The following is a 16,452-nucleotide window of genomic DNA, read 5'->3' on the forward strand; positions in this document are numbered from 1 at the left end:
ACCTTAACTATAGACATTAATGCGACAAAACGACATGGATCAATCTATTACTTACATGTCATAATCCCAGAAATAAATCCGCTTTCATGATGTATTGTCCAATATTACTTGTTATAATGTGAGGATCAATATTCTATCATTTACTTATTTTTAGAACTCCATGGGAGGATGGCCTGTGCATGTCTCGAATTAATATCACCTTCACCAGTGAAACGTTACTAGGTCAGTTGGATCTTAATTTACTATTCTTCGGTAAGGAAGAGTGTCTGCCCAGTCATACTTGGGGGCCCGGCTTGCGCGATTCCTACATTCTTCATTACATTCATAGTGGATGTGGAATCTTTGGTAGGGGGGAACAGAGTCACTTCTTAACCGCTGGACAGGGTTTTCTCATCCCGCCAAGTACAATTGTTCATTACCAAGCTAACGAAAATGATCCCTGGACCTATTCCTGGGTCGGTTTCAATGGCCTGCATGCCAAATCGTTCATGCAACGCGCGAATTTAAGTCCTCCTTATCTCGTCTACGATACTGGTAAGGATAGCCGCCCTCATTTTGAATCATTCTATGATGATCTGCTAAATGCCCGGTCGTTGCGTAACGGAGATGTACTCAGTCAAAGTATTCTATATCGACTTATGGCCGAATTAATTTCCAGCTCTAAGGCACCTCTCCCAGACACCAAGCCCTCTCCCTCCAAGGAATCTTATCTTAATCAGGCGATCGGATTTATAGAGAACAACTATAGTCAGAAGATCTCGATTCTGGATATCGCTGCTTCTGTCGGTCTAGACCGAACCTACTTATCCAGCCTGTTCAAAATAAAGTTCGGAGTATCACTTCAGACCTTCCTACTAGAGTACCGTATTAATCGTGCTACCGAGTTGCTCCGTAATCCAGAACTGTCTGTCAGCGACATTTCCCGCTCAGTGGGTTATGCCGATCCGTTTCTCTTCTCCAAAATGTTCAAGAAGGTTACTGGGAGTTCCCCGAGGAACTCTCGCGATAAGAATACAGAAGACTACCTATGATCGCCCTAATAGACGGCAAAAACCCGACTGGATCAACATCTAAGTCGGGTTTTCTATAATTATCTCCAAAAGAGAACTTTAGATCTAAACGAACTTAACTTCTGAGCTTTGTTGTGATTTCAAGCTACGACTAATGATTTAAGCCGCAATGGAACCGACTACTTTCTTCATATCCAGACTTTTGATGAGAATAACAGTGTAGATAGCCAGGACTGCAAGTGCAATCAGATCGAAATAGTTCACACCTGTACTTTCAATACCTAAAAACTGAATCAAGTTATGTAAGAAGTGAAACAAGATGAGTGGAAGAATATTACCGTCCCGAACCATAAGCAGAGCCAACACTGCGCCAACTAAGAGCGAATATACAATCTGTACTGCTGTTGAAGCGGCATCCTGACCCGAAATTAAATTCAGAGCATGTGTGAATGCAAACAGAAGACTTGAAGTAACAACGGCTGCGGTCACACTTTTATTTAACATCGCTTTTAAAATTAGTCCCCGATAAACGGTCTCCTCCACAAACCCTACCAATAGAGTGAATGATACAAATTGGATGACCTTGGATAGCGTTACGCCATCAAAACCCTCTATTCCAATGATGATTAGCACCAAAATCAGTGGAAAATAGTACAGCCAGTTTCTCTTGGGTATCGTGGAAAGTGAACGGAATCCCACACTCCCCCACTTCTTTGTCCAGGTTAAATAAATGATGAGTGCCAGCGCGATCGGAGTAAATGAGACCCAAATAGCCGATGTATAGTCCAGTTCCTTAATCGTGGCAATCGCACCACCCACCGTGACTACGAACAGGAGTAGCACCTCAACAATAATAACGAACAGAATCGGACGTTTCACAAAAAAAGATGATTTATTACTTTGAGTTTGGGACATGGAGATCATTCCTCTCTTTTATGTTTTGAATCCACTCTTTAACTAAGGTTAGTTGACTTATCCCATTAAATAGAACAGATACTCTGTAGTAATAGTCCCCAGGATTCGGGAGTGATGCAAGCTCCTGCGAAACGATCTGTTGCACCGTCCCTAGCCCTTTAATTTCTTGCTCCAGCCTGTAGAGATATTCGGATAGGCGTTGCTCACGGGTAGCCTCATCTAAATGATCATAGAAAAAGATTCTACCTAGCAGTTCATTTCGAGGTGTCTCTATCGGCTCTGCTAACCAAGTTAAAAATGTCTCTTTCCCACTCGGTAGCAAGGTATAAATTTTCTTATTCTTACTGTTCTCAGTTTCCATTACAGACACGTAGCTTTTCTCGGTTAATCGCTTCAAGGCTGGATACAGACTGCCATAACTTGCTTTAAGAAAAAATCCAAATGAACTATCTATCGTCTTCTTGATGTCGTATCCACTCATAGGTTGTTCCAACAATAGGCCTAAAATTACGTTTTCCAACATTCCCTCTCACCTCTTATATATATCTATACGATATATCGTCTTGATACATATAATAAAGTATTTCCAGTTAAAGTCAAGGGTTATTTTTCCACAAAAAAAAAAGAAACATAGCAATTGAACGCCGTTACGCGTACATTACCATGCTCCTGTGCTCATGTTCCCTCTTTGCCCTGTCTATCTACTTTAATTTTGTAACATTGTATTCAGCAAGCTTCATATGAAATTTCGCGTAAACAAAATCTCCACCCTCTAAGTGCCAAATCCCTTCACCATAAGCAGGAAATTTCACTCCATTTACGGTTTGATAATCTTTGACTGGAGTACTCCACTTTGTCTTTATGGACTCTCCATCCGATGTTGTATAATACCTATCCTCCGTTACAAAATCAACCAATGCACCTTCTGTATTAAAATACAGTATCGCTGACACCTTCATACCCTTGTCTTCTATTGAACACTCTACCCTTTGGTCATCTATTGAATTCCAAGTAATTCTTGAATCAACTAATGCAGCAGGAGATAGCAAGCTAATATCATTTAATAACGTGACCAACTCCGCTTGATCCATTTTTTCACCAGATTCATCAGCCACTTTAATCACAGACGCTAATTTAATTAACATTCTACCTTTACCTTCAATATAAGAATCAATACCTGTTAGTGGAATACCGAATATCTTCCCCTTTATATAGAACAATCTTGTATATTGGTCATAAAAATTATGCTGGTCGACTACAACCTTCATCCAAGGCTTATCCAGCCCTTGCTTCATTTCTCCTTCAATTTTCATATGTAAATTATGTACTTTGGGTTTGCCGACTGCCCCAACATAATGTAGATATTTCTTCACGGGTGCTGGTAGGTCTGCAATATCCTCTTGAGTTAATATATCCTGTGTTACTTCCAGGGTAGAAAAGGCTTTGTTTACCTTATCTTCATAACTTGTTCTCATCGTCCACGCTCCATAAATGCAGATTCCAACTATAAATATGATTATGATGCCAATAATACTGAGCAATATTTTCTTCTTACTCACTATACTTCTCTCCAATTTTATGAATATTACTAAACACCTGACTAAAACCTCTCAACATGACTTCAATTTCATTAGCAGGCACTCCACTAAATAGGCTCTTAATAAATTCCTTATCCTGTTCCTCTCTCCCCGCCCAGAACTGCCCACTTTTCTTCGTCAAACTCAGTCGAACCACCCTACTATCCTTGGCATCCTTATCGATGGTTAGAAAACCTTTGTTTTGGAGCTTCAATGCGATCTGTTTCAGATTCTGTCTTGAACTACCTAGTTCTTTCGCCACCTCCGACAATGTAGGGTGATACTCTCCGAACCTTTCAATAATCACCATCAGGAACCACTGTTTGGTTGTGATCTCCTCCAAGTAGCTATCTCCAATGATTTGGAGCCGATTTGAAAGTAGAAATATTTCCCCGAATAATTGCGCTTGTTGATCTATTGGTGCCTGGTTTTTCATTATTTCTATCCTCCATCACTATAAAGGTAATATCCTCCCTATTTAGGTAACATATTACCTTTGTGATTATTTGTCAATGAACTTATCTGCACATCCCCCTCCATCCAAAACTTTCAACTTACTTTCAACACTCTTTCACCTTGCGTTCAGCTTTAATTCAGCTACTGCAAGTATCATGATGGCTAGACATTCTCCTTTCGCTTAGAAAGGGCTACTAATGCAATTGGCGAGGTGGAGTTCCACTTATGGTAAAAACAATAAGGTTGATAAAACGACAATCAAACTGACATCCAAGAGACCCAAACGAAAGCTGTACATCATTCTTATCGTGATCATTCTAGCTATAGGAGCAATAATCTATGGACTCGCAGATCGCTACTTAATTGAACATGTTGAAATTGTCGTATCTGATGATCAGGTAACCACCGATAGCGCGAGTAAGGGGGATGGCACGAAGGTTAACGCAACTTACGATGACTGGAATTATACAAGTGATGACATCCAGATCAAGATTGACCAAGTACAGACGGGGTCTGGATCTGATCAAATTACCTACTATGTAGCGGATGTCAAACTTCAAGATTCAAACAACCTGCTCTCCGCATTCGCAGACAATAGCTTTGGACGTAACATCATAGAGAACACCTCGGAGATCGCATCCAATAACGACGCCATCTTTGCAATCAATGGTGATTACTATGGCTTCCGTAATGATGGTGTCATCATTCGCAATGGGACCTTATACAGAGATAGTCCAGTACGAACGGCCTTGGCATTGTTCAATGACGGGGCGATACAATCTTTCGATGAGACACAGATCTCCTCCTCTGAGCTACTGGCAGACGGTGTCACCAACACATTGTCCTTCGGACCCGTGCTAATCGAAGATGGCAAAATGGTAGAGGATTTCAGCCATGTCATGATCGACACCAATTTTGGCAATCGCTCTATACAAGGGGCTAATCCCCGAACCGGTATAGGGATGATCGCCCCCAATCACTATATTTTCATCGTGGTAGATGGACGTAAAGAAGGATACAGCCGAGGGATGACCTTACCTGAATTTGCACAAGTATTTGCTGATCTTGGATGTACCGAAGCCTATAATTTGGACGGTGGTGGTTCATCCACCATGTATTTCATGGGCCGGATCGTCAATAACCCACAGGGCAAAAACCGCGAGCGGGGTGTCAGCGACATACTCTATATCAAAGAGAGGTAGATTAACATGAAGGTAACGGTACTGATTCCAGCCTATGAACCCGACATAAGATTACTGGACCTGATTCAGCAGTTAAATACACTCTTGAATGTTTCGATCCTTGTAGTGGATGACGGCAGCGGCGAACGATACCGTGAGATTTTTCAGTCTGTAGAGGCATGTGGATGTACCGTCTTACGACATGATATTAATCGCGGTAAAGGTCGTGCCCTCAAAACTGGATTTCTCCATTTACAAGAAACAGAAGTACAAGGAAAGGTGGTCTGCGCGGATAGTGATGGGCAACATTCGCCTGCAGATATCATGAAGGTTGTCCATGCTTTGGAGAACCATGATCATCAACTTGTACTCGGAAGTCGGCGATTCAGCGGGAAGGTTCCACTGCGGAGTCGCTTTGGTAACGCGGTCACACGAGGAATATTCACCTTGACAACAGGCACCAAAATCTACGATACGCAAACTGGGCTACGTGGCTATTCAGCTTCGATGCTGGACTTTCTTTGTCAGATTCCGGGTGAACGCTTTGAATATGAAATGAACATGCTGTTGATGGCCCATAAGGACGGTTACGCTATTGTTGAAGAATATATCGATACTATCTATTTGGATAATAATAAATCGTCGCATTTCCGTCCTCTTGTAGATTCTTTCAGAGTGTATCTTCCCATCCTCATGTTTAGTGCTTCTTCTGTACTTTCAGCCATACTGGACTTCACGCTGTTATTCATTCTCCAAAGCCTCACGGACAATTTGTTCTTATCTGTGACCACTCTTTGTGGCGAAGCTACTGACTGAGGCATCGATCTTCTTCTTCAGCTATTGGGCCCAGGTTAAATATGTATACTAATGCACAAGGGGACTCCAAGGTAAACTTACCATTACCTTGGAGTCCCCTTATTATCTTTACTCCGTCACAATATCATAAATAAGAATAGGCGATTCCGCATGATCGCTAATGCGAATATTCTCATAAATCTTGGTCATGACGTCATCTACATTCTCTCGATTAGAATGAATCGTCACTAATGACTCTCCAACCTTAACCGAATCACCCACCTTTTTGTTAAGCATCAGGCCAACGGCTAGGTCAATAACTGAATCCTTCGTCGCTCGACCAGCACCTAATAACATAGCAGCGGTACCAATCTCGTCAGCTACTATCTCAGCCACTACACCATCTTCTTTGGCAGGAACTTCAATTTGGTATTTCGCTTGTGGTAATTTCTCTGGATGATCTACAACCGATGAATCGCCACCTTGATTGGCAATGAAATCCTTGAATTTATTTAAGGCTTTACCATTGCTTATAACCTCTTGGAGCATTTTTTCAGCTTCTTCAAGTGAGCTTGCTTTATTTGCCAAGAACACCATTTGTCTTCCTAAAGCTAGGCAAAGTTCTTCTAAGTCTTTGGGTCCTTTTCCTTGTAAAGTATCAATCGCTTCTTTCACTTCAAGTGCGTTACCAATAGCAAATCCAAGCGGCTGGCTCATATCGGAAATAACAGCCATGGTCTTGCGCCCCACATTGTTCCCTATGCTTACCATAGCATGTGCTAGTTCCTTGGCATCCTCTACGCTTTTCATAAATGCGCCGGCCCCTGTCTTCACATCCAGTACAATTGCATCAGACCCAGCGGCGATTTTCTTACTCATAATAGAGCTGGCGATAAGTGGTATTGCATCGACTGTCGCGGTTACGTCACGTAGTGCATACAACTTTTTATCCGCAGGTGTAAGATTGCCTGATTGACCGATGACCGCAATCTTATCCTTATTCACCAATTTCACAAATTCCTCATTACTGATCTCTACATGGAACCCTGCAATGGCCTCCAATTTATCGATTGTCCCCCCAGTATGACCTAATCCACGACCAGACATCTTAGCAACTGGGATGTCTAAGGCAGCAACAAGTGGTGCTAAGACAAGTGTTGTTGTATCACCAACACCGCCAGTAGAATGCTTGTCTACCTTCACTCCCTCAATGGCTGATAAGTCGATAGTATCTCCAGAGTTGACCATAGCCATGGTCAGATCGGCCCGTTCCCGCTCGGTCATATCTTGGAAGAAGATTGCCATCGCCAAGGCACTCATTTGATAATCAGGAATTTCATCCTTCGTATAACCTTCAATAATGAAGTTGATTTCCTCCGTTTTCAATTCCTTACCGTCCCGCTTTTTCGCAATAAGATCAACCATTCTCATCCTAAATTCTCCTCGCTATGTGCTTTTATTTGCCGATTGTCAAACCCCCGTCGCACTTGACCTGACAATTCGCCATTTAAATAAATATTCCTGCCACGATGGCAGAAAGGATACTGACTAACGTTGCCCCATAGAGTAATTTCAGACCAAAGCGAGCCACAACATTTCCTTGCTTCTCATCCAAACCTTTTACCGCACCTGAGATAATTCCAATGGACGAGAAATTCGCGAACGAAACCAAGAATACAGATACAATTCCCACTGTCCGCGCGGATAGCTCAGTGTGCTTGTCAAGTTCGAGCATGGCAACAAACTCATTAGAAACCATTTTCGTCGCCATAATACTCCCAGCTGCAACCGCTTCTCCCCATGGAATCCCCATAATAAAAGCAATCGGTGCAAAAATGTAGCCGAGTAGTTGTTGAAATGACACGCCGAGGATCGCACTAAAGAGGCCGTTAATCATCGCAATGATCGCCACAAAACCAATCAACATGGCTGCCACCACAATAGCAACTTTAAAACCATCCATAATGTACTCTCCAAGCATCTCAAAAAACGATTGTTTTTCCTCTTCCTGTACCTCCAGAATATCCTCATCTTTCTCGACAATATACGGGTTGATGATGGAAGCAATAATAAACCCACCAAATAAATTTAACACAAGCGCCGTTACTACATACTCGGGATTTAGTATCTGCATATAGGATCCCACAATGGACATGGAAACGGTAGACATCGCCGAGGCACATAATGTATAGAGCCTGTGTTTCGGTATTTTATGGATCTGTTTTTTGACAGATATAAATACCTCAGATTGCCCTAGAATAGCAGAAGCAACCGCATTATACGACTCCAGCTTACCCATGCCATTCACCTTGCTTAGAACAAGACCAATGTATTTAATTATGATGGGTAAGACTTTAATGTACTGCAAAATACCAATGAGCGCTGATATAAACACAATGGGCAACAACACCGATAAAAAGAATGTGAATTCTCCCTCGTTGAGGATCCCACCAAATACAAAATTAACGCCCTCTGCAGCATACAACAATAGATGCTCGAACACACCTGAAATAGCTCTAATCAATAATTCTCCAACAACTGTATTTAATAATACAGCCGCTAAAATGATCTGCATAATGACCATAAGGATCAATGGTCGATAGCGGATCTTTCTCTTATCATTGCTGGCAATGTAAGTGAGCACAAAAACGATTAGTATTCCTAGTATTGTTATTAGATATCTCATCGTTGCTTCTCCTAGTTGTCAATTGGATTCTGACTGGTTAATTCATGATTAATACGACGATGTGGATTGTCCACCCTCCATAATTTTTACGCCTGAACTAGCGCCAATTCTGGATGCACCTGCAGCGATCATTTTTTCCATATCTTCAAGATTACGTACTCCACCGGAGGCCTTAACCCCAACCTTTTCACCAACCGTTTGTCGCATTAAAGCTACATCTTCCACCGTTGCTCCGCCTGTTGAGAAGCCTGTCGAGGTTTTAACAAAGTCTGCACCCGCTTTGACTGCTAATTGGCTTGCGATTTTCTTTTCTTCATCTGTTAAAATGCATGTTTCAATAATCACCTTTACTAGTGCCTTGCCAGCTGCAGCATCAACGACTGCCTTGATATCTTGCTCGACAAGATCATGATTTCCGTCCTTCAAGGCACCAATGTTAATGACCATATCCACCTCTGTTGCTCCATTTTTAATCGCATCACTTGCTTCAAATGCTTTGGTTGCACTGGTATTAGCACCAAGTGGGAAGCCGATCACCGTACATATCTCCACATTTGTATTAGCCAAATGTTCAGTGGCATAAGATACCCATGTTGGATTCACGCATACGGAGGCGAATTCATATTTTTTCGCTTCTTCAATTAATTTGGTAATCTCTGCTTTAGTTGCATCTGCGCGTAAAAGCGTGTGATCGATCATCCTTGCTAAGTTAGTCATGTTGACATCACCTTTCTTTGTTCATATCAATTGTCTTATTTGTCTTAACTTACCCTGAACTTACCTGAAATATAAAAAGCCCTTAAAACCAATCTGACATTGGCTTTAAAGGCTTTTCCATATTCTAATCATTTGCTACTATGGATCTAATTTGCGAAATATGATGTTGATTATGCCATATAAATCTTTGAAGAGCTGTATCCATTGTAATTAGCCCTAGTACTTGCGTTCTTAATCTTCTATTAAACGCCTCAGGGCTCAATCCGTTTAGTAAAGTCAGAAACCGACTATGTAGTGTTTCAAGGAGTAAAAGTGAGGTTTCAATAGGGACGTCTTTATAATCACTTAGTTCTGCCCATAAATCTTCACGATAAGAGTCTGAAAGGGGCTCATCTTCTGTCAACGCTCTCTTAAACCTTAGATAAGCGTTCATATCGTTATCCGCTAAATGATGAACAATTTGCTGTATGGTCCAACCATCAGGACGATAGGATGTATGAAGTTGCTTTGGTGTAATATCCTTTAAAAGATTTCTTAGCGTTATTGTAATCCCAGGAATTTGATCTATGAAATTTAAACGCTCTTCTACCGAAGGGTTCGGAATGAGTACAAACTGACCTATTGGAAATTGAACTTTATTCATTTCTGGATGCACTCCATTCGAATATAGATTATCACTCTTCGCCTCGAATTTCTTTAATCCCTTTTCCACCTAAATACGCATGAGCATTTTTTATTTTATCGACGGTTTGAAATCCATACTTGTTATAGACCTTTTCTATTGATTCATTTATTGGAAAAACCCAGAGATTCTCTATTCCTCTATTCATTACTTCTCTTTGTATAAACTGAATTATTACACCGATTAAACCTTTTCCTCTGAACTCTTCAATCGTAGCTACACTTTCCATTCGAGCCTGATCTCCATCTTCAAAAACACATGCGGTAGAGCAAGCTACTCCATCGTATCGAAGAAGATAATGAGTGAAGGCCGGATGATTAAATTGTTCTTTATAGACATTCTCAATGATCTCCATTCCTCCAAACTCTTTAATACTACTCTCTATCTCTAGTGCCTCTTGGTAGTTTTCTTCGGTTACCCTTTCAATCGTAATGCTATTGTTATTAACGATTTCAATCACTCGATTATCCCATAATTGAACGGGGCTCATTAACTCTTCATACATAAAATCTCTTTCTTTTAACTCGGAAATGATATTCTGTTGGTTCTCTAAGTTATAGATATAGAATCTTGGAATGATTGCTCTGGATTCATAAAAATTAATTACTTCATCTACTATTAACTGTGGATCATGACACGTATCGCTTAGATGTGCGTGATTTGCATCATAATAATTCGGATGATCTTCATTGCAAAATATGGAACCCCACTTCGTTTCAATTCGCTCGGTAAATGTTTCTAAGTATGCAAAATCTAGCTTAAGTACATCTTGTAACATCATAATATAGCTACTCCCTATCTAATTATTGTTTCAGAATTGTATTGCCTTCTATAAGCTCTTATACCCAGCCCAACAGCTAAGTATAGAATGGTAGTGATGATCCCACTGATTGGTGATACAAATATTTCTTTGCCTGCGGCAATACTGATATATCCAGATATAACTAAAGGATTAATTAGTGAGTCTTCTACCATATGTAAAATAACACATGGCCAAATGGACTTTGTTACCCTATAAAGTTCAGTATACATCACAGACCAACAAATCATTGTAATGACAGCAACAACGACAAATATAGATCGGTTTACAGGTAGTACTGCTTGCATATCTGTTCCCGATAAAAAAAACAAGTAATAAGGAACATGCCATATTCCCCACACTGATCCAACGATCAGATATAGCTTCCAGTCTTTAAGATTAAGTTTGATGAGTTGTGAAGTTAGGAATCCCCGCCAAACCGTCTCTTCAAAAATATTTTTAATAAAATTAATAATCAATGTACCAAGAAATACCCCAACAAAAACTTTCAGATTAAGTGCGGACAACTCAATCCACTTTGTTGTAGCACCGATAACCAAGATGATTGCTGTTACAACAGGAAAAATCAAAACTGAAGTCAAATACCATTTCATATTACCTTTTAAATTTAGCTTGAAACCAACATCTTTCCAACTTCCCTTTGAGAATATAATGATTGCAAATGCAGTAAGCATAGGCAATACAAGCCATATCCCCATACCGAGCGTGTCACCTTTAGGTTGATCAGTAAGAACAGAGTCTACAAGCACGCCTATCCACCCACTAAAAATAACAACCAAGACAAATATAACAATATTTTGTATCGTTTTTTTATCCATGGAAGCCTCCATTGTATCAAGATTTTGGGAATTCGGTTCACTGATCTAGCATACCGTTGTTTCAAAAAAAAGCGCTCAGTCTCTAGAATGATTTTCATCCTAGACTGGAGCGTTTGTTGTCTGAGCATATTCAATTATTTTATATCTCAGTTTCATCTTTCTTTGATATCTTTATCTCGCTTAAAATAAGATTTTGCTCAGCTATAATTTTTGTGAGGTCTTCCATCTGCCTCATCATTTCTTGATGATTTCGATTAAGCTGAGCATTCATTGCACTAACTTCTCCATCTTGTTTAGCAATATTAGAATGATTAATTGCTCCCCTAATAACTGCATAAAGCAACAAAAAACTAATAGCTGTAGAAAACACCCAAATTATAATACCCATAGGAGATTCACTTCCTTTCATATAGCAAAAAGATAAATTTCCGCACTACTCTAACTGTTCCATATTCATTTAACAATTCCTTCCTTATTATAGACCCTTTAATTCTCTAACGGTCAAACAGCCGTAGAATAAACCGTAGAATAAGTCCTCTTCCTTTCGGAGATAATCTGTATAGCAGCTTATGGAAAGGGATAACAATCCATGAAATTTTTGAACAAAATGATTATGAGAATATTTACAGGCACTTCACAAGGACAATCCGATTCAAGTAAGGAAACACACCAGAATCAGGTCAAAACAAAACTTCAGGACAATATTCAACATATAAAAAAAACGCTTGGAAATAGCACGGATCTAATCGTTAGAGAAATTCGGATCGGGACGGATAAACAGATCAAAGCCGCTATATTCTATACGGATGGATTGGCTGATGCCAAGTCTGTACAGAATTTCATTATGGAAACACTCATGATCAATTTCCCGAATTCTAATCTTGATAAGATGCTAACATCCGGACAAGATAGCTTCCAGATCTTAAAAAATCATATCCTTACAGTTGGAGAAGTTAAGGATGTTTATGAGTTTGATTCCTTATTCACATCCCTGTTATCAGGAGATGCTATTCTCCTGCTGGATGGATACGCGCAAGGGTTCACTCTTGGTATGCGAGGATGGAAAGACCGCGGTGTTACGGAGACTTCCACAGAAACTGTTATTCGGGGGCCTAAGGAAGGATTTACAGAGAACCTTCGCACGAATACCGCGTTAATACGTCGAAAAATAAAAGACCCTCATCTTTGGTTAGAATCAAAAGAAATTGGAAGAGTGACCAAGACTAGCGTGGGCATTATGTACATCAAGGGAATTGTTAATGATAAAGTTGTACAAGAAGTTCACAGGCGCTTAGACCGGATCGATATCGATGGGATACTAGAAAGCGGTTATATTGAGGAATTAATCGAAGATGAGACATATACACCGTTCCCAACCATTTACCATACGGAACGGCCAGATGTCGTTGCCGCCGATCTCTTGGAAGGGAAAATAGCCATATTGGTGGACGGAACCCCAATAGTACTTGTCGTCCCTATTACCCTGATGTCCTTCATTCAGGCTGCGGAGGACTATTATCAGCGAGCAGACATTAGTACCCTTATCCGTATGCTCCGTTTTCTGAGTATATTCATTTCTCTACTAGGTCCATCTCTATATATAGCCATTACCACCTTCCATCAGGAGATGTTGCCAACTCTACTTCTAATCAGTTTGGCCGCGCAACGGGAAGGGGTGCCCTTTCCCGCATTTATTGAAGCGCTCATGATGGAAGTATCCTTTGAAATTTTGCGGGAAGCCAGTATACGAATGCCTAAGGCCATAGCCCAATCCATATCCATTGTAGGAACTTTAGTTATCGGAACTGCGGCGGTTGAAGCTGGGATTATCTCCGCTGCTATGGTTATCGTTATTGCGATTACCGCCGTCTCCAGTTTTGTACTGCCTTCCTTCGACCTGTCCATGACCATTAGAATGCTTCGTTTCCCGATGATGATGCTTGCCGCCTCATTCGGTTTATTTGGGATTATCATTGGAGTCATTGCGATTGTTCTTCACCTATGTAGCTTACGTTCCTTTGGTGTGCCCTATATGAGTCCGTTCGCTCCGTTTATCCTTGAAGAACAAAAGGACTCCATTCTCCGAATGCCCCGTTGGGCCATGTTTTCTCGGCCTAGGCTTATCAGTCGAAAGAATATCATTCGAGAGCAAAGTGCTCCTCCAGAAAAACCACAGGACAAAACAGGAGGTTGACCTATGAAACGGAGTGGACTCTTGCTTTGTATTTGCATCAGCTTAGTTGTATTCGTTACGGGGTGTTGGAACCGCCGCGAGTTGAACGAACTTGCTATTGCCGTTGGTATGGGGATTGATAAATCTGGGGATCAATACGAGATTACCGTACAAGTAGTGGAACCAAGTGAAGTCGCAGGAAAAAAAGGGGGTACCTCCTCGCCAGTCACCTTGTTTCAAGCGAAAGGACCTAGCATATTAGAAGCCCTTAGGGAAATTACTACAATTAGTCCTCGCATAATTTATCTAGCGCATTTACGAGTTTTGGTCCTCGGTGAATCATTGGCGAGAGCGGGAATGGCAGACGCCCTTGACTTCATGTCGAGAGAACCTGAAGCACGAAATGACTTCTTCATTGTTGTGGCTAAGGAAGCTAAGGCGAGTGACACGCTAAAAATATTGACCAATCTGGAGAAGGTTCCCTCCGTTAGATTGTTTTCAACTTTGGAGACATCTGAGCAACAATGGGCACCTACAACGACAGTTAAATTGGATGAACTTATCTCTGTACTAGTAAGTGAGGGGAAACATCCCGTATTAACCGGGCTAGTTCCCTTAGGAGATCTAGCTATAGGAGAAACTCGAAAAAATACTGAAACCGTTAAGTCGCCCGCCGAGTTGCAATACACCGGACTAGCCGTATTTAGAAAAGATAAATTAATCGGTTGGTTAAGTAACGAGGAGGGCAAAGCCTATAATTATGTCACTAATCAAATTAAAGGTACTGTCGGCTATGTTTCTTGTCCAGACGGAGGAAGTATATCATTAAAAGTCATTCGCTCTAAAACGAAGGTTAAAGGTAGCGTGAACGATGAACAACCACAAATCGAAATTGAAGTGCGAGCAGAAGCGAATGTAGGCGAAGTTCAATGTCATCTCGATCTGACCAAGAACGAAACAATTACTAAAGTGGAGAAATGGGCAAATGAGAAGTTGGAAAATTTAATTGAAATGACCGTATCCAGGGTGCAACAAGACTACAAAGTTGATATTTTTGGATTTGGTGAAGTCATTCATCGCTCAAATCCAAAAGCTTGGAAAAAGCTGAAAGATCATTGGGATCAAACTTTTGTGAATATTCCGGTCCATGTGAAAGTTAATTCTAAGATTCGAACCCTAGGTAAGGTATCCAACTCCTTCCTGGAACAACTGAAAGAATAAACTGAGGTGAAACATAGAATGCTCGAGGGTGGGAAAATAAGTATTCGTCAACTTACCATACTAGTGATGCTTGTTACTATTGGAGATTCGATTCTGGTGTTACCTTCTATATCCACCTTTTATGCACAGCAAGATGCTTGGGTGTCAAGTTTCATCGGCATGACAGCAGGCTTATTAGTCGTCTACGTGTTCTGTATGGTCGGACAACTTTACCCCCATTTGACCTTGATTCAATCCATTCAACAAATATTAGGGAAATGGGTTGGGGCCATCGTATCATTACTTTTCCTAGCTTACTTTTTTCTTTCCGCAACAGCACATACGCGGGAAGTGGGTGATTTTTTGAATATAGAAATGATACAGGAAACTCCCCTTCAGGCGTCTCAAATCTTATTTATAAGTATTGTGATCATGGCAGCAAGATTAGGACTTGAGGTCATTGGGCGCACAGCGGAATTTTTCACACCGTTGATCCTCATTATTTTCCTCATACTGATCATGTTCCTTTTACCACAAATTGAACTAGAAAGGATAGAACCCCTCCTGGAAAACGGAATAAAACCTGTACTAATGGGATCTATCCCTTGTCTCGCTTTCCCCTTTTTGGAGTTGGTTACCTTCTTAATGATTCTGCCTTATGTAACTCAAACGAAAAAGATAAGGCAGGGATTCTTACAAGGTGCACTGTTCGGAGGTATTGTATTGATCATCATTATCGCGATGTCCGTTCTTGTTCTCGGTGCAGATGAAACTTCGAGAAGTATATATCCCAGTTATTCCTTGGCTAGAAAAATAAGTCTCGGCCGCTTTCTCGAGAGAGTTGAATCCTCGATAGCCCTTATGTGGCTGTTAACCATATCAATAAAGATAACTTTGTATTTTTATGCTTTCATTCTAGGGTTGGCGCAATTGTTCAAATTAAAAGAATACCGGATGCTGGCTTTGCCTGCAGCGATGCTCCTGATTGTACTCTCTCCGCTCATTTCTCCCAATATAACTTATTACAATGTACTGATTGCGAAATACTGGCCGTACTTGGATTTGACTTATGGGTTACTCTTTCCGCTGTTATTGATAGGGGTATATTATGTTCGCAAAATATCCAAGAAACCTACTGAAGCTTAGGGAAAGGGGAGGACTCAACATGCTGACTATAGCAGGAATTCTTATAGCTGTTGCTATAATTATTGCAATTGATGTTCCCGTTCTTTTGAGAAAGAAACTACATAAGGAGCTTTGGCTATTCTCCTTTCTGCTATGCCTCGGGACTGTGCTAGGTATTGTTCAAGCATTACATATCCAGATTGCTAATCCTATGGATTGGCTGATCATGGTTTACAAGCCCGTTGCTGACTTGGTAGAAACGTGGTTAAAGTGACAACGAAGTGGAGGGGATTCAAA

General features: G+C 40.8%; 18 protein-coding genes. 7 read left to right on the forward strand and 11 right to left on the reverse strand.

The genetic code is table 11. The annotated features are described in order from the left end of the window. The first annotated feature begins 179 nt into the window (after positions 1–179). Positions 180–1,031: an AraC family transcriptional regulator gene (locus EJP82_RS16010; RefSeq protein ID WP_127193081.1), complete on the forward strand. Its 852-nt coding sequence runs from the start codon at positions 180–182 to the stop codon at positions 1,029–1,031. A 138-nt stretch (positions 1,032–1,169) separates the two neighbouring features. Here EJP82_RS16010 and EJP82_RS16015 read toward each other — a convergent pair whose 3' ends face one another. The 4 genes from EJP82_RS16015 to EJP82_RS16030 all read right to left on the reverse strand — a co-directional run bounded on the left by EJP82_RS16015 (position 1,170) and on the right by EJP82_RS16030 (position 3,938). Beyond that, positions 1,170–1,925 carry a CPBP family intramembrane glutamic endopeptidase gene (locus tag EJP82_RS16015; protein ID WP_127193082.1) on the reverse strand — a complete coding sequence of 252 codons (756 nt, stop codon included), beginning with the start codon at positions 1,923–1,925 and terminating at the stop codon, positions 1,170–1,172. Next, positions 1,906–2,448, reverse strand: coding sequence for a PadR family transcriptional regulator (locus tag EJP82_RS16020; RefSeq protein WP_127193083.1), 543 nt, complete (start codon positions 2,446–2,448; stop codon positions 1,906–1,908). Before EJP82_RS16020 ends, EJP82_RS16015 begins: the two co-directional genes overlap by 20 nt. A 178-nt stretch (positions 2,449–2,626) precedes the next feature. Beyond that, entirely contained in the window at positions 2,627–3,484 is an 858-nt protein-coding gene (locus EJP82_RS16025; RefSeq protein ID WP_127193084.1) for a DUF6544 family protein, read from the reverse strand. After that, positions 3,477–3,938 carry a MarR family winged helix-turn-helix transcriptional regulator gene (locus tag EJP82_RS16030; protein WP_127193085.1) on the reverse strand — a complete coding sequence of 154 codons (462 nt, stop codon included), beginning with the start codon at positions 3,936–3,938 and terminating at the stop codon, positions 3,477–3,479. The genes EJP82_RS16025 and EJP82_RS16030 overlap by 8 nt, the downstream gene beginning before the upstream one ends. Positions 3,939–4,155: 217 nt before the next feature. On the opposite strand from EJP82_RS16030, the gene EJP82_RS16035 reads away from it, so the two are divergent. Both EJP82_RS16035 and EJP82_RS16040 read left to right on the forward strand, forming a co-directional pair. Beyond that, positions 4,156–5,160: a phosphodiester glycosidase family protein gene (locus EJP82_RS16035; RefSeq protein ID WP_127193086.1), complete on the forward strand. Its 1,005-nt coding sequence runs from the start codon at positions 4,156–4,158 to the stop codon at positions 5,158–5,160. Positions 5,161–5,166: 6 nt separating this feature from the next. Next, positions 5,167–5,955, forward strand: coding sequence for a glycosyltransferase family 2 protein (locus EJP82_RS16040; protein WP_246054192.1), 789 nt, complete (start codon positions 5,167–5,169; stop codon positions 5,953–5,955). Between the two features lie 108 nt (positions 5,956–6,063). On the opposite strand, the gene EJP82_RS16045 is transcribed toward EJP82_RS16040, so the two are convergent. The 7 genes from EJP82_RS16045 to EJP82_RS16075 all read right to left on the reverse strand — a co-directional run bounded on the left by EJP82_RS16045 (position 6,064) and on the right by EJP82_RS16075 (position 12,045). Beyond that, complete coding sequence (locus EJP82_RS16045; protein WP_127193087.1) at positions 6,064–7,365, reverse strand: pyrimidine-nucleoside phosphorylase; 1,302 nt, start codon at positions 7,363–7,365, stop codon at positions 6,064–6,066. A 76-nt stretch (positions 7,366–7,441) separates the two neighbouring features. Further along, positions 7,442–8,620 carry a NupC/NupG family nucleoside CNT transporter gene (locus EJP82_RS16050; RefSeq protein ID WP_127193088.1) on the reverse strand — a complete coding sequence of 393 codons (1,179 nt, stop codon included), beginning with the start codon at positions 8,618–8,620 and terminating at the stop codon, positions 7,442–7,444. A gap of 48 nt (positions 8,621–8,668) precedes the next feature. Beyond that, the gene (gene deoC, locus EJP82_RS16055; protein WP_127193089.1) at positions 8,669–9,337 is read right to left on the reverse strand and encodes a deoxyribose-phosphate aldolase; all 669 of its coding nucleotides are present in this window, start codon (positions 9,335–9,337) and stop codon (positions 8,669–8,671) included. Positions 9,338–9,461: 124 nt separating this feature from the next. After that, positions 9,462–9,980 (reverse strand): YfiT family bacillithiol transferase, encoded by a 519-nt coding sequence (locus tag EJP82_RS16060; protein WP_127193090.1) that lies wholly within the window; start codon positions 9,978–9,980, stop codon positions 9,462–9,464. Positions 9,981–10,011: 31 nt separating this feature from the next. Then, positions 10,012–10,800: a GNAT family N-acetyltransferase gene (locus EJP82_RS16065; protein ID WP_425464351.1), complete on the reverse strand. Its 789-nt coding sequence runs from the start codon at positions 10,798–10,800 to the stop codon at positions 10,012–10,014. A gap of 14 nt (positions 10,801–10,814) precedes the next feature. Continuing rightward, complete coding sequence (locus EJP82_RS16070) at positions 10,815–11,657, reverse strand: CPBP family intramembrane glutamic endopeptidase (protein WP_127193092.1); 843 nt, start codon at positions 11,655–11,657, stop codon at positions 10,815–10,817. Between the two features lie 139 nt (positions 11,658–11,796). Continuing rightward, on the reverse strand, positions 11,797–12,045 hold the full coding sequence (locus EJP82_RS16075) for a hypothetical protein (RefSeq protein WP_127193093.1): 249 nt from the start codon (positions 12,043–12,045) through the stop codon (positions 11,797–11,799). Positions 12,046–12,246: 201 nt separating this feature from the next. Here EJP82_RS16075 and EJP82_RS16080 point away from each other — a divergent pair, with 201 nt between their 5' ends. The 4 genes from EJP82_RS16080 to EJP82_RS16095 are packed head-to-tail and all read left to right on the forward strand — an operon-like array spanning position 12,247 to position 16,429. Continuing rightward, positions 12,247–13,851 (forward strand): spore germination protein, encoded by a 1,605-nt coding sequence (locus tag EJP82_RS16080; RefSeq protein WP_127193094.1) that lies wholly within the window; start codon positions 12,247–12,249, stop codon positions 13,849–13,851. 3 nt (positions 13,852–13,854) lie between these two features. Beyond that, entirely contained in the window at positions 13,855–15,051 is a 1,197-nt protein-coding gene (locus EJP82_RS16085) for a Ger(x)C family spore germination protein (RefSeq protein WP_127193095.1), read from the forward strand. An 18-nt stretch (positions 15,052–15,069) separates the two neighbouring features. Next, positions 15,070–16,176 carry a GerAB/ArcD/ProY family transporter gene (locus tag EJP82_RS16090; RefSeq protein WP_127193096.1) on the forward strand — a complete coding sequence of 369 codons (1,107 nt, stop codon included), beginning with the start codon at positions 15,070–15,072 and terminating at the stop codon, positions 16,174–16,176. A gap of 19 nt (positions 16,177–16,195) precedes the next feature. Further along, entirely contained in the window at positions 16,196–16,429 is a 234-nt protein-coding gene (locus EJP82_RS16095) for a hypothetical protein (protein WP_127193097.1), read from the forward strand. Positions 16,430–16,452: the final 23 nt, after the last annotated feature.

This window comes from Paenibacillus anaericanus (assembly GCF_003994475.1).
Classification (GTDB): Bacteria; Bacillota; Bacilli; order Paenibacillales; family Paenibacillaceae; genus Fontibacillus; species Fontibacillus anaericanus.